Below are 14,825 nucleotides of genomic sequence, written 5' to 3'. Positions count from 1 at the left end.
TAAAAGTAAATAGGTTTAGGGGAATTAGGTTTGTAAAAGTTATGTGAAGCACATGAACCCTATGATCACAGGGAATTCCTTATGAAAATGTCTATGCTACTAACCTTTGCTGGCTATATGTCATGATTCGTTATAATTACACAAATACTGGAAATAGTAAAGATAACAATAGATAAAGGTGGTTTATAATGGGAGATTCACAACACGTGCAATTGACAGCTACTGAAATCGGGATAATTTGGTCGTTGTATCAATTTAAAACGATGATGATCAGAGTGCTAGAACACTTTAAAGAAACGGATGACAAAGAATCACAAAAGATCCTCACAAAGCTTTATGAAGGTGAAGTTCGTATCGTGAAAGAATTGACGGCGATATTGGAAAATGAACAAGCGATTGTCCCCATCGGGTTCACAGAGCAGGATGTCAGGAAAGATGTTCCCCGTTTATTTGACCAGGATTTTGACCTGATGTATATACGTACGATGGCAAAAGTCAGCATTGGGTATTATGCCTTGTATAGTACCATGTCCTATCGAAAGGATATTAGAAGCTTAAGCAACCGTTTGACTAAGCACGCGCAGAAAGTGTACGACAACATCACCGAGGTCTTGTTAAATCGAGGTACATTGGTGCGTCCGCCTCACATTTCCGTACCGAAAGAAGTGGAAATTGTAAAAGACCAAAAGTACATTAGCGGATTTCCATTTTCACAGGAAAAGAGACCTTTAAACGCCATGGAAATCGGTCATTTATGTTATGGCATCGAAACGAATACAGCTGGTATTCAACTGATGACGGGCTACGCTCAGGCAGCTAGAAGCAAAGCTGCCAAAAATCATTTCCTCAAAGGGAAAGAAATCGCCAAGAAAATAGTCACAGAACTCAGCGACATTCTGTTGCAAAGCGACATCCAAGCCCCAGTAACTTGGGCAGGGAAGGCGACGGACTCGATCACCCCTCCCTTTTCAGACAAGCTGATGATGTACAATACCAACTTACTGAGCACCTTTGGGCTAGGAAGCAATGTGATTGGCGGTGCCTTCAGCCTTCGTCCAGACCTTCCTGTCAAAATGGCAATGCTAGCCAAGGATATCTTTACCTATTCAAAAGAAGGCGGAAAAATTATGATTGAAAACAACTGGATGGAAGAGCCGCCTCAAGCAGAAAACCGTAATGAGTTAATCAATAAAGAGAAGTGAAAATGGGGGGCAAAAGTATAACACCCAAACCCTAAGTCATAACGACTTAACGGAGAAGCATAACGTCCAAATTAAAATATCTTGGTTCTCCGTCTGCTGGCAAATAGTCGTTTGCTTGCCGTCAGCGAGATTCAAGTGTTTTTGTGTCTTCCCTGTCTTGGCTATTCGGTTAGCACCATACTGACCTCCCCTTTTCCCGTGGTCTCCTTCAAGTTTTACATTAAGAATCTCTCATTTTACGAAACTTTCCACCTAATGTACCGTATGAATAAAGGGGCAGGGTTTAGATAGCCTTGTCAAAGTACAGCACAAACGCTGTACACTATCTTGAAAGGGGATTACATATGAACAAACGTATTGTGGCAAGTATTATCGCCGCGAGTATATTGCTGATTGCGATTGCATTTCAGAGTGTCAGCTTTTTCATGAATCAAAGTTTTTCTGAAAATACAACAGAGATGTTTTCAGTAAGCCAAGCACCAAAGGAGCAAATTATTGAAAAAGGTTCGACCGCTAACCGAATTGTCCAGCTTGAGGTAAATGGCACGATTATAAATAATCCAGGATCAAGTTCTAATCCTTTCGGGTCTGGAGGGTATCAACATGAACAGTTCCTCAAGAAATTAGAGGCCATAAAAAAAGATGACAGCATAAAAGGTGTGCTGCTCTATGTGAATTCACCAGGCGGCGGGGTTTATGAAAGTGCCCAAATCCATGATCAGCTACTGGAGATTAAAGAAGCTGGCAAAACCATTTACGTTTCAATGGGTGGAATGGCTGCTTCAGGCGGGTATTACATTTCAGCCCCAGCGGATCGAATTTTTGCTTCAAACGAAACGTTTACGGGGTCGCTTGGCGTGATTATGCAAAGTATTAACTATCAACAATTAGCCAATGACTTTGGCATCAAGTTTAATACCTTCAAGAGCGGAGAATTTAAAGATATTATGAGCCCAACGAGGCCTATGTCTGAAGAAGACCGCCAAATCATTCAGGCTCTTGTCGATGAGTCTTATGAGCAGTTCGTCGAAGTGATAGCGAAAGGGCGCAACATGCCAAAAGACAAAGTATATGAACTCGCGGATGGGCGGATTTATTCTGGTAAACAAGCCGTTGAAAACGGACTAGTGGATGAAATCGGATTTAAAGACGAAGCACTGAATGCATTGCAGAAAAAAGTTGGAGGAAACCCGCAAGTGATTAAATATAAACAGAACAGCATCGGTTCCTTCTTTAACCTGCCAATGGCCAAAAGCCTTCTGCCTAATAGCGAAGTCCGCTTCATCAAACAGTTGATTAGTAACCGTCAAGGACCGACCTTGATGTACATGTATAGCGAGTAAGGAGGGACAAATATGGAGACTACCGAGCACCACCCCAATGATATGCCGCTCAATACGATGTTCAAAAGCCAGAAAGACGATATCCAACGTGTGTTTTACGCTGGTTTCGGCCCCCGTTTTGTCGCCTATCTAATTGACCTGATTGTCATCTGGGGCGTTAATTCGATTGTGACTAGGCCGATCCTTCGCCTGCTGAATCTCGAGGGGGCAAAACTCTGGATCAACATGTTCAGTGCAGCAAATATCACGACATCGATTATCTTTTTTCTTTATTTTATTTTGATGACAAAATTTTTCCGTGCCACACTTGGGAAAATGATTCTTGGCTTATCTGTCGAATCACTTCACACCCATTCCCTCACGAATGGCCAGATTATATTCCGTGAGTGTATTGGCAGATACATCAGCATGGCACTTCTTGGCCTTCCCTATCTGGTTGTGGCTTTTACGAAACGTCACCAAGGCATTCATGATTTATTTGCAGATACCTCTGTTATTAAAAATAAATTCAAACATCTCAATGATTCCATTGAAAGGGACGTTGAATAATGAAACAGAACCCATCCTGCTTCGTTAAGTAAGAAGCAGGATGGGTTTTTCTCAGCTCCACAATAGGTTGTATCACACTTTTGACTAAATTGTGAAATAGTGAGCAAGTTCCTTGTGTATTGACTTTGTTCCGATTATACTAAGGTTACAATCGAATATGTGAATTATTTCACAAACAATAACTAGGAGGATAACCTTATGAAAATCGCAGTCATTGGATGTACACATGCCGGAACAGCAGCTGCCACTACGATTGCCAAGCTATATCCTGATTCAACGATCACTGTCTATGAACGAAACGATAACGTATCATTCTTATCTTGCGGCCTAGCTCTATATGTGGGAGGCGTTGTCCAAGACCCTCAGGGACTGTTCTACTCCTCCCCAGAAAAAATGAACGAGTTAGGCATTACTATGAAGATGCAGCATGATGTTAATCATATCGATACAGAGCGACAATTGATTCATGCCACGAACTTGGTTACGGGAGAGGCGGTTGTCGACGGCTATGATAAACTCGTTATCACGACAGGTTCCTGGCCTGTCACCCCGCCGATCAAGGGGATAGACCTTGAAAACGTACTACTGGCCAAGAACTTCAATCAGGCCAGTACTATCATTGAACGTGCAAAAAAGGCGGACCGAGTTACTGTTGTCGGTGCAGGTTATATCGGTGTGGAACTAGTAGAAGCATTCGAAAAAGCTGGTAAACAGGTAACGCTAATCGATGGGGCTGACAGAATCTTAAATAAGTATCTCGATGCTGAATTTACTGACGAAGTAGAAACAGAATTCCGCACCCGCGGCATCGAACTTGCCCTATCACAGACTGTTGAGCGCATCGAAGGTCAGAACGGTTCTGTGCAGAAAGTCGTAACAGACAAAGAAGAATATGAGACAGACCTAGTCATTATGTGTGTAGGCTTCAGACCTAATACTGGATTATTGAGGGAAAAAGTCGATATGATGGACAATGGAGCTATTACTGTTGATGAGTATATGAGAACAAGCAATCCATCCATTTTCGCAGCTGGTGATTGCTGTGCAGTTAAGTATAATCCGACTGGAGGCCATGCTTATATCCCGCTCGCTACAAACGCTGTTCGTATGGGCACTCTCGCCGCACGGAACTTAATGGAACCAACTGTTGCAAACGTTGGGACACAGGGTACCTCTGGACTGCATATTTACGATTTAAATATGGCTTCTACTGGATTAACAGAAACATCTGCCTCTCTTATGGGCATTCATGTGAAAAATATCACAATTGAGGATACTCACCGTCCTGCCTTTATGCCTACAGCAGAAAACGTGAAAGTAAAAGTAGCTTTTGCTCCTGATACTAGACGCCTTCTGGGTGCCCAGGTAATATCAAAAGCAGATGTTACCCAGGCCATCAACACGATTTCTGTCGGTATCCAGCAGGGGATGACAATCGATGAATTGGCTTTTGTCGACTTTTTCTTCCAGCCGCACTTTAACCAGCCATGGAATTTTTTAAATAAAGCAGGTTTGGAAGCAATTCGCACGCTACAACAGCCTGAGCTTGTATAACAGCACTACAGAAAATAAGCTAACAGAATTTATCATTCTGTTGGCTTATTTATTCTGCGAATCGAAGAGCTTCTACCTCTGCCTCAAGAACTAATGAGATTTAACAAGGTATCATTATCAACAATCATAATTTTGAAGACTTACTTTTTATCTAGACATTTTCATTTGCTGATGGGTAAAATTTCTCTGCAATCCCCTTATATTCTTCTATGTTATTAGTAATCTTAGCAAGCTCATAAAATTCCTTTAACAAAAAAGTCTTATCCAATTCGTAGATGAGTTTATTCTCAATATGGTCTAACGTATTACAGCCAAACCTCCATATCACCTCATGTTTAGATTCCTCAATAGAAGCTGCAACCATGGCCAGGCCACTAATGATCTCAGTAATAATCAAGTGATTATCTCCGGCATAGTGACGAATATAGCCAAATCCCCGATAAATATAGTATTCAAATGTTTCTTCTTTCATAATGACGCGAACTTGTTGATTATCATCGGCCAAGTATGGTGTAAATGTAATATAACTATTTATTGAAAGCATAAGCTCTGTCATCTGATGAATAGTATTTGTAGCTGTTTTAGGATCATCATTTCCAAGAGCTTTAATGGCAATTTCAGCTAGTTTATGCATCCCCATATGAATATCCTGAATTTCCGTTTCTTTATGACCCATTTCCACCATTTGAAGATACTTATGCCTGTCAACATTCGCAGCACCCGGGCCCCAGAAGCTATACAGAATGTTTCCTTCTAAAATATGATCTCCCACTTGTGAATGTAACTCTATCATAATATTATCTTTCCTGGCCTCTGTAACCATCTCTCGATAATTGACCAGCTGTAAGTAACCTGAATCCTCTATTTTGACTTCTTCAGCCTGTTTACGGTCCTCTTCCATCAGGTCACCTTTTTCATTTGTACGGTACGGTTCCAGCTCGTTTCCCAACGCTCTGTAAACAATCTTTTCGGATACTTCCCTCATACTATCGGTAATATTATGAACCTGCATCCAAGTAATTGCATGATTAATAAAATAAATAAAGGTTACGGCTGTTATGAAGGCAAGTGTAATAGTTACGATCGGGATCGTGACAAATACTTCCTCTTTGGCACTTCCAATAAACAAAAACAATAGCAGAACGTAGACAAAGCTACCATTAAAAATGCCGAGAGCATGCTGTGTTTGCTTATCCGATGTAAAGTTCAGAAGCATCCTTGGCGAAAATTGACCACTAAAGGTAGTAAGCACCACTAGTAATGAGTTAATCGTGAACGCACTTAGAGTTAAGATACCTCCGATTAGCGTGCTGACAAGCGTTCTCGTGACAGGAGCATTAAAATGAAAAATTTCAAAAGTGTACGGTGCTAAATTTACAACTAGATCAAGAAATAAAGTGATGGCAACTAGTAAAACAGCTAACCCTATGTAAACGATAGGCATGTACCATAGGGTCGACTGCATTTCATTTTTCCGCTGTCTCTTCGACATTTTTAAATACTTTTTTAATGATATAGGTAATAAATCGAGTAGCAATTAATTTATACCTCCTTTAATATAATAGGAAATTATTCTCTTATTCCCTCGTGGGTGAGAAACAAACTAAAAAACAAATCCTTCTTAATTGGTAGTGTCATTGGAGGACGGCTTTTCCTCTATGACAAACCTGTACTTCTCTGGAAACATATTGGATGTTTTAATACTATCTATAAACTTTTGCGCCTCCTCATAGCTTTCAAATTGAAGTTCTTTCTCATTTTGATCAAACTCTATCCTTAGTCCATTTTCATCTGTAGCAATAATTGTAAACATTGTCCATTTCTCCTTTTATTTAGGAAATATCTTAAAAAAGATTAAAAAAGCCGAAAAGATATAATATCTTTTCGGCTTATGTCCAGCTCTATTGTCCGGCTCATTTCTACCCCTTATCTGGTTTTAAAATAAAGAGGATATAGCTTTTATCCTTCTCAAAATCCCAGTCTGCGAAAACATCCAGTACTTCTTGCCCTAAAATACTTTCACAATGGGATTCTCTTAATAATGTTTTCTCCAAGTTCCGTTTCGACAGCTTCAGTGTCTCTCCGAATCCATTGCGAATTAATTCCTTTTCGATTCTCACGAGAATCCCATCACGAACGACCAAAAGTGTTCGAGAGTTTAACATGTAAGAATCAACCTTTTCAGGAACTTTTTCCGCTAATTCACTCACCCGGCTGATTTCTTTATGAATTTTCTTTTTAGTAGCATAATCGGGAAGATCACTGTAGCCTTCCGGTTCATCCACATTCGAAAGAACACCAAGAAACATCCCGGACTGATTAGTAAGGGACCAGTCATAAAATAAATCGCCCAATTCAATCCCTGCCATATGTTTGAGCGTCGCTTTAATCTCCGGCAGAAGTTCCATCATCATTAAGTCCCGGGTTTCCTCCACTTTCATACCGTTGTCCTGCCCAACGAGAACGCGTTCCATCGGGGCCAGAAATTCACGAAGGTATACCGTAATGTAGGGTTCTTCAATTGATACATATACAGAGGAAGGTCCTTTACCAAAATTATCTCTTAGCAACTTTCCTATGTAGCTTGCTACTTCGGATTGCAATGACTTCTTATCCATTCACTTCATTCCTTTGTTGAGATCGGGCTTTATTTCCCACTCTCCTCCATACATTCTAAACGTTATGTCTGCTCGTGACAACCTCCCTTGCCCAGGCCTAACAAAAAGCTGCCGGCTTTTGCCGACAGCTCCTCTCATAACTTAACCCGTATTACGCAAACCAGCCGCAATGCCACTGATCGTAAGCAATACTTCCGTGAGTGTATCCTCATTGTCGTCATCATTTTCACGAAGATCCTTTATCAGTTCAACCTGCAGGAAGTTTAACGGATCTACATAAGGATTTCGCAGCTTAACCGACTCTTGGATTGTCGGCTGCTGATCGAGCAATTCTTGGTCCCCGGTAATTTGCAGAAGAACTTGTTTCGTTGTCTCATATTCCTCCACAATATTTTGGAAAATTCGTTCCCCAAGCTTCTGATCATTTACTAGGGCCGTGTACTCTTTAGCGGTTTGGATATCCGCCTTCGTCAAGGCCATCTGCAAATTATGAATCGTAGAGCGGAAGAAAGGCCAGCTCTCATACATTTGCTGCAATTGCTTCACATGGTCATCGCCACGGGAAGCATAGTCCACAAGCCCTGTCCCTGCTGCATACCATGCCGGAATCAGCTGACGGTTTTGTGTCCAGGCAAAGACCCATGGAATGGCTCGTAAATTCTCAAATTTCATACTGTCCTTCCGCTTCATTGGACGAGAGCCAATATTTAATTCACCAAGTTCCTGAAGCGGTGTTGCCTCATTAAAGTATGTTAAAAAGTCTTGGTCAGCGAAAACGAGTGATTGATATTTTTCAAGTGAGACATCTGCCATTTCTTCCATGGCTTGTTTCCAAGTCTCTTCAAGATCATTGACTTGCTCGGTCTCTTTCGATACATGTGCCGCTCCTTCAACTAACGTCGATACTCCTTGCTCAAGACTTCTGTAAGCAATATCACGCAGAAGGTAGCGGGAAGATAATACCTCACCTTGTTCCGTGATTTTCACACCATCTCCCAACGTTTCAGCTGGCTGTGATAAGATGCTTCGATTTAGAGGTCCGCCGCCTCGACCAAGAGAGCCGCCGCGTCCATGGAAAAATTTCAAGCCAACGTTGTACTCTTTTGCCATTTCATGAATCTCTTGCTGGGCTTTATACAATTTCCAGTTAGCTGTCAGCGTACCGCCATCTTTACTGCCATCAGAATAGCCTAGCATAATTTCCTGATGATTATCTAAGTCTTGCAAATGCTTGCTATACACATCTTTTTCAAACAGTGTCTTTAATATTTCCGGTCCTGCTATTAAATCATCAACCGTTTCAAGCAGTGGCGCAATGTTTAAATTGCTCTCTACTCTCCCATCAGCATGCAAACGGTATATCCCTGCTTCTTTCGCCAGCACCATTACTTCTAGCAGGTCACTAGCTGATTCAGTCATACTGATTAAATAGACTTCAATCGAACGTTTACCGAATTCTTTATGAGCGTCACGAATCAATTGGAAGACTTTCAACATTTCCTGAGTCTCTTCACTATAATCTTCATTCAGAAGAGTGATCGGACGAGGATCTTTTAAGACATCCTCGAGCAGCTCCACTTTTTCAGATTCAGAAAGATTCGCGTAATCATTATGAATACTCACTTTTTGCAGAATTTCTGTGATCGCTGCTTCATGCTCTCCACTATGATTACGAATGTCGAGCGTGGCTAAATGGAAGCCGAACAGCTTCACTTGACGCACTAGTTTGCGAAGCATCTTCAATTCACGCTTAGTCGGCTGGTGATGTTTCACACTGTCTTGAATTAAGTACAGGTCAGCCAACAGATCGTCTGAGGATGGATAGCCTGTTTCCGATTTTCCTACCTGACGCAAACGCTCCAGGATCACCGCAAATTTACGACGGTACACCTCTTCTTTGACCCGCCACTTTTTGTCTGTGGGGATACGAGACTCGTCCTCTTCAACTGAAGCAATGAGTTCGTCACTTACGTTCACGCGATTCGTTGAATGACTGAACCGCTTCATTAATTCAACCAGTACACCATCATATTTTTTCAAAACTAACGTTCGCTGTTTCTTTAATGTTTCCCATGTAAGCTCTGGCGTTACATTCGGGTTACCGTCACGGTCTCCGCCAATCCAGGAACCGAAGCGAAGGAAGTTTGGAACGTTCCAGGTATCCTCGGGGTAGCTCTCCTCGAGACGGTCTTCCAGTTCCTGATGGATATCAGGCAGTACATCAAATAACGTCTCATCAAAATAATACAAACCATTGCGAACTTCATCCATGACCGTTGGTTTACGCTGCCTTAATTCATCGGTCTGCCATAGCACGGTCACTTCGTTAAACAGACTCTCCTCTATCCGTTTACGCTCATTTTCTGTTAACTGAGGATGATCAAGCTGGCTTAGTATCGTGGCAATACGTTTCTGAATTTCAAGTACTGTCCGTTTAGTCGCCTCAGTAGGATGCGCTGTAATAATCAATTCCAGTGATAGTTCATTGAGCACATTCTGAATGACTCCTTTATCGATTTGGTGGTCTTTCAGCGAAAGCACCGCACTTTCTATCGAAAAAGGCTGCACCCCTTGATCTTCAAAAAGCTGGTATTCACGGCGCCTGCGAACACGGTGGTTTTGCTCGGCAATATTCACGAGGTGGAAGTAGATTGAGAATGCGCGTATGACTTGCGAACGCATCGGAGGTTGAAGGGTTTGGATTTCAGTTTTTAATTGCTCATAGGTGGAGGTATCGCGACTTCTTCTAAGTTCTTTCGTTAATTTACGGATTGTTTCCACTTTGTTTAATAATTCTTCTCCACCATGATGAACGAGAATCTCACCAAGCATATGTCCAAGGAGACTCACATCGCGTCGAAGTGGTGTTGTATGATCGTTTTTTTCTTTTTGGATTGTCACTCTTTCACCATCCTATAATAGTCTTTTTCCCTGAGCGATGACGATAGACCCGCTCATATTTTAATTATGTTATCAGAATTTTTTGGATAGTCAAATGGAGTGATTCCTTAGTAAACATTTGTAAGCGCTTGCTTTTATGATGATGTTCAATCTGATGAAAGCGGATTCTTTCCAGATATCATAAGGGATACAATAAATTAAAGTTTGATCAAATTTTACAGAGGCCAATTTTTTAAAAAATTATTTTCTAAATCATTTAGTCCTGTAAAAAAAAAGCAAGGGAACCCAAAGAATGAGCTCCCTTTGCCTCTAATTATTTGTTTTTATTTTCCATACTTGACTCAGCTAATCTGATCATCTGCTTGACCATTTCGCCACCCACCGATCCGTTTTCGCGCGCAGTAGTGTCCGCTCCAAGCTCAACACCAAATTCTGTTGCAATCTCTTCCTTCATACGGTCCATTGCATGTTCTGCACCAGGCACTAACAATTCATTCCGATTGTCTGCCATCACTAATCACTCCCAGTGGGGATTGGAACATAAATAAACTGTTCCATACGTTTAGTATGGGCTACATTTATATGATTACACCTGTAAATGATCCCCACACAATGAAGAGATCACCAGATATACAGCTGAAATGGTTCTAACCTTTTTCAGATTTCTTTTTAGGAGGATGGAATCGACCTACACCTAATTTTTCTCCCTCTTCATAAATGGCCTTAATGAAGCTAATGGCCATCAGCAGCATGATCACCGAGAATGGCAAAGCAGCAATGATCATTGTATTTTCTAAAGCTTGAAGCCCCCCTGTGTAAAGCAGAGCGAGTGCTATAGCTGAAAGCAAGCATCCCCAGGTTAGTTTAATGGCAGCACCCGGGTGTTGCGATCCATCAGTAGTCATCATTCCCAATACATATGTGCCAGAATCGGCAGAAGTAATAAAGAATGTTCCAATCAGTGTAATGGCAATCAATGAGGCAACCATACTTAATGGATAATTAGATAACACTCCAAATAACGACTCTTCGGTTGCGAGAGTTGAAATGGTATCGATCCCATTATGCTCAAGTGAAATAGCTGTCCCGCCAAAAGCCGCAAACCATAGGAACCCAATGACTGACGGAAGAATCAATACGGTAAAGACAAACTCTCTTATACTGCGGCCCCTAGAAACCCGAGCAATAAATATGCCGACAAACGGTGACCATGCAATCCACCATGCCCAATAAAATACCGTCCATCCATTAATCCATGTTCTTGCTTCTTCGTTAAGAGGAGCAATACGAAAACTCATGGCCGGAAGATTCTGCAAGTACGTACCGATCGAGTTTGTGAACAAATTCAATTGAAATATCGTTGGTCCTAAGATAAAAATAAATCCGAACAAGAGGACTGCTATAATCATATTAGCATTACTTAAAATTTTTATTCCTTTATCCAATCCTGACCATGCTGAAATCATAAAGAGAACAGTAACCACAGCTATGATAATAAATTGAATGATAATATTAGTAGGTATCCCGAACAAATAGGATAGTCCCCCATTAATTTGGACTGCCCCAAAGCCAAGCGTTGTCGCTACCCCTATCACTGTAGCAATAACAGCCAGAATATCGATGAACTTACCTAGATTCCCCTCTGCAGCTTTCTTACCGATAATTGGATGCAGAGTAGCACTGATTAGCCCTTTTCTATCGTGTCTAAAATTAAAATAAGCCAATACTAGTGCCACGATTCCATATATCGCCCATGCATGAATTCCCCAGTGAAAGAAAGTAAACCTCATCGCATCCTTAATCGCTTGTTCTGTGCCTGTTTCCCCCGTCGGAGAGCTCAGTGCATAATGACTGATAGGTTCAGCTGTTCCCCAGAACACAAGCCCGATCCCCATTCCGGCACTGAATAACATGGCAATCCAAGTGGGTCTTGTAAATTCAGGTTTTTCATCCGGCTTACCAAGTTTGATTCTTCCAAGCGGGGAAATTAAAAAGACCAAACAAACTAGGACAAATAATGTAACGACAATTAAATAATACCAACCTAATTTATTTGATATAAATGCTTGAATATCGGTTGTAGCTGTTTCCAAACCCTTAGGCCATATAACACCTATAATTACAATCACAGATATAATCCCAGCTGATATTTTAAAAACCGGTGTGAATTTTTTTAACATTACGTGAACGACTCCTTCTTTTCTGAAGTGACGACTTTATCATGTTCCTTGCATGCAACCCTAAAGATTTGTGAGCAGGAATTAAAATGATCTATGTCGTTATTATCCTTAAGGGAGTCACTTTTATTCACGCAACTTTTCCGGTGGAAATCATTCAGCTCAAGCCCTGTAAAACGAGGAGGGTCATTACACTAAACCTTTTGCTATGCGTTATTTACTTTTATAAATAAGGGAGTCTGTTTTTCAAATACTCCATGCTGATCTCAAGGCTTTCAAGTAGTGTGTTACGACTTTCATCCTGCTCTACAATCCACCACTGAACATTCATTCCCTTACCTTTATCAAGAATTGATTCAATCTCGACACCACCTGTCCCCAGTTCGGCAAAGAACTTTTCTCCATCTCTCGTCATATCTTTCAAATGGACAAGAGGCGTTCTCCCCTGGTATTTCTCGATCCATTCGACTGGGTCTTCTCCAGCTTTTTTCAACCAGTACACGTCGAATTCAGTTTGGACTTCCTTAGGGTCGGTCTCATCAAAAATCGTTTGTAATGCCGTCCGGCCATCACTTAACTTTTCGAGTTCAAAATCATGGTTGTGATAACAGAGGGTTAGCCCTTCTTGGCGGCACACTTTCCCCGCTTTCCTTAAAGTACGTATAAGCTCTTTATAGTCTGCCTCATTTTTGGGTTGAAAATAAGGACACACCACAAAGTTACTACCTAACGTTTTCTGATCTTTAATGACTTGTGACAAATTCTGTTTGATTTCTTCTAGAGGAATATGGCTTGATGCTGCCTTAAGCCCGAGTTGATCCAGTAAATGTCTTAACTCTCCCGCACTCAGGCCTCCATACCCAGCCAGCTCCACTCCGTCAAAACCAAGCTCAGCTACCTTTTTTAATGTATCGGCAAAGTCTCTTTCCGCTTCTTTTCGTAGTGTATACATTTGCACAGCGACAGGTATATTTTTTATCATTTGAAACCTTCCTTCTATAAAACTTCTAAATGTAATACTTACCCTATTAATAAACTTCTGTCTGCCCAGTCACTTCTCCTGCAAATGAAACCCAAATAGCATCTTCTTACCATATCTATTTCTTCCGCGTTCACAAGGATCAGCCACACTCTAACTCAATCTATAAAGGATGAGGAGAATTCTCCTCATCCGGACTTTTAATACGAGTGCCAAGGATTCTTTGATGGATGGGCAGATCAATCATTTTAAAAGGTTTATACCCAAGAGAGGGCATAAACGAATAAACTATTTTTATGATGAAAGGAGGTAAACGGATGTCTTCATACAATCCATATCAACCGATTTGGGATCCTTATCGTCACAACCAGGGTGGAAGTGGAGGTGCTCATGGTCACGGAGAAACTGAAGACGTTAGTGGCCATCATGGTACACATCAAGATGACCTGTACCAGATGGGCGTCCCTCAGGAAGGGCCCCTTCCTTACCATGGTCAAGGATATCCCTCCTATACTGCCCCTTCATATAACGTAACTTCTGCGGATATGCAATATATGATGCAGGCAATCATCAGACTGGAGAGCCAAATGGATAATATCAGTCAATTGATGACACAGTATAATGAACTACTTCAATCTATGCACGATCAAGAAGATACCAAGTGTGTGCAAGGCAGCGGCGGCGGAGCCATCATTGTTAGAATGTAGAGTTATCGTTCACCCTTCTTCACCCATTCCTATTATGATACGAAAAGAGTGCCGCCACAAGTTCAGCGGCGCTTTTTATTTTTTAACATGACACATAGTCTACAACGATAATTGAAGATCTAGGAACATTTAATTATTGCCCCGAATTACGATAGGGGGGTATAGTATAGAAGACTTTAATTATGAGAAGGAGGGCCTTAATGATAGGTAAAAAAAAGTGGGCTGGCATTGTGATTCTGATCTTCACCATGATGTTAACCGGTTGCAGTAGTGGTAAGGAGGAGACAAGTCAGGAAAACAACGAGGAAGATACACAAACACAATCCAGCTCTGAAAGCCATATGGACATGAATCATTCCAGCTCAGGTGAAGTTCCTGAGGAATTAAAGGATGCTGAGAGTCCAACTTATGAAGTTGGCAGCCAGGTAATTATTGAAACAGGGCATATGAAAGGAATGAAAGGGGCTGAGGCAACTATAGAGGGAGCATATAACACAACAGCCTATGTAGTTTCCTACACTCCGACAACAGGCGGAGAAAGAGTGGAAGACCATAAATGGGTCATCCATGAAGAAATTAAGGAGCCAGGTGAAGAACCGCTTGAACCCGGTACTGAGGTCACCATTCAGGCGTCACATATGAAAGGAATGAAAGGGGCCACAGCGGAAATTGAGTCTGCCAAACAAACTACCGTGTATATGGTTAGCTATACTCCCACCACGGGCGGTGAAAAGGTAACAAACCATAAATGGGTCACAGCTAGTGAATTATCTGCAGCGTAAAAGAACTAAAAGC

At 41.5% G+C, this 14,825-nt stretch carries 13 protein-coding genes; 6 read left to right on the top strand and 7 right to left on the bottom strand.

Annotated elements, in window-relative coordinates:
- The first annotated feature begins 188 nt into the window (after positions 1–188).
- The 4 genes from P9989_RS03500 to P9989_RS03485 all read left to right on the top strand — a co-directional run bounded on the left by P9989_RS03500 (position 189) and on the right by P9989_RS03485 (position 4,648).
- Positions 189–1,202 (top strand): DUF3231 family protein, encoded by a 1,014-nt coding sequence (locus P9989_RS03500; RefSeq protein WP_283077442.1) that lies wholly within the window; start codon positions 189–191, stop codon positions 1,200–1,202.
- Positions 1,203–1,546: 344 nt separating this feature from the next.
- Positions 1,547–2,545, top strand: coding sequence for a signal peptide peptidase SppA (gene sppA, locus P9989_RS03495; RefSeq protein ID WP_283077441.1), 999 nt, complete (start codon positions 1,547–1,549; stop codon positions 2,543–2,545).
- A gap of 12 nt (positions 2,546–2,557) precedes the next feature.
- Positions 2,558–3,094, top strand: a complete 537-nt coding sequence (locus P9989_RS03490) for an RDD family protein (RefSeq protein ID WP_283077440.1) — start codon at positions 2,558–2,560, stop codon at positions 3,092–3,094.
- Positions 3,095–3,292: 198 nt separating this feature from the next.
- Positions 3,293–4,648, top strand: coding sequence for an FAD-dependent oxidoreductase (locus P9989_RS03485; RefSeq protein ID WP_283077439.1), 1,356 nt, complete (start codon positions 3,293–3,295; stop codon positions 4,646–4,648).
- 151 nt (positions 4,649–4,799) lie between these two features.
- Here the strand turns inward: P9989_RS03485 and P9989_RS03480 are convergent, their stop codons facing one another.
- From P9989_RS03480 to P9989_RS03450, 7 genes are all read right to left on the bottom strand, one after another.
- Positions 4,800–6,185, bottom strand: a complete 1,386-nt coding sequence (locus P9989_RS03480) for a DUF2254 domain-containing protein (protein WP_283077438.1) — start codon at positions 6,183–6,185, stop codon at positions 4,800–4,802.
- Positions 6,186–6,269: 84 nt separating this feature from the next.
- On the bottom strand, positions 6,270–6,461 hold the full coding sequence (locus tag P9989_RS03475; protein WP_283077437.1) for a hypothetical protein: 192 nt from the start codon (positions 6,459–6,461) through the stop codon (positions 6,270–6,272).
- A 106-nt stretch (positions 6,462–6,567) separates the two neighbouring features.
- Positions 6,568–7,266 (bottom strand): Na-translocating system protein MpsC family protein, encoded by a 699-nt coding sequence (locus tag P9989_RS03470; RefSeq protein ID WP_283077436.1) that lies wholly within the window; start codon positions 7,264–7,266, stop codon positions 6,568–6,570.
- Between the two features lie 141 nt (positions 7,267–7,407).
- Positions 7,408–10,098 carry a phosphoenolpyruvate carboxylase gene (gene ppc, locus P9989_RS03465; RefSeq protein ID WP_428841949.1) on the bottom strand — a complete coding sequence of 897 codons (2,691 nt, stop codon included), beginning with the start codon at positions 10,096–10,098 and terminating at the stop codon, positions 7,408–7,410.
- A gap of 382 nt (positions 10,099–10,480) precedes the next feature.
- Positions 10,481–10,678, bottom strand: coding sequence for an alpha/beta-type small acid-soluble spore protein (locus P9989_RS03460; protein ID WP_283077434.1), 198 nt, complete (start codon positions 10,676–10,678; stop codon positions 10,481–10,483).
- Positions 10,679–10,814: 136 nt separating this feature from the next.
- Entirely contained in the window at positions 10,815–12,347 is a 1,533-nt protein-coding gene (locus P9989_RS03455; RefSeq protein WP_283077433.1) for a glycine betaine uptake BCCT transporter, read from the bottom strand.
- Positions 12,348–12,567: 220 nt separating this feature from the next.
- Positions 12,568–13,323 (bottom strand): sugar phosphate isomerase/epimerase family protein, encoded by a 756-nt coding sequence (locus tag P9989_RS03450; RefSeq protein ID WP_283078818.1) that lies wholly within the window; start codon positions 13,321–13,323, stop codon positions 12,568–12,570.
- A gap of 317 nt (positions 13,324–13,640) precedes the next feature.
- Here P9989_RS03450 and P9989_RS03445 point away from each other — a divergent pair, with 317 nt between their 5' ends.
- Together P9989_RS03445 and P9989_RS03440 are read left to right on the top strand one after the other, a co-directional pair.
- The gene (locus tag P9989_RS03445; RefSeq protein ID WP_283077432.1) at positions 13,641–14,030 is read left to right on the top strand and encodes a hypothetical protein; all 390 of its coding nucleotides are present in this window, start codon (positions 13,641–13,643) and stop codon (positions 14,028–14,030) included.
- A gap of 200 nt (positions 14,031–14,230) precedes the next feature.
- Positions 14,231–14,812 (top strand): YdhK family protein, encoded by a 582-nt coding sequence (locus tag P9989_RS03440; protein WP_283077431.1) that lies wholly within the window; start codon positions 14,231–14,233, stop codon positions 14,810–14,812.
- Positions 14,813–14,825 lie beyond the last annotated feature (13 nt).

Origin of the sequence: Halobacillus naozhouensis (assembly GCF_029714185.1) — a bacterium.
Lineage (GTDB): Bacteria > Bacillota > Bacilli > Bacillales > Halobacillaceae > Halobacillus_A > Halobacillus_A naozhouensis.
This window is presented reverse-complemented; position numbering and strand designations above follow the sequence as displayed.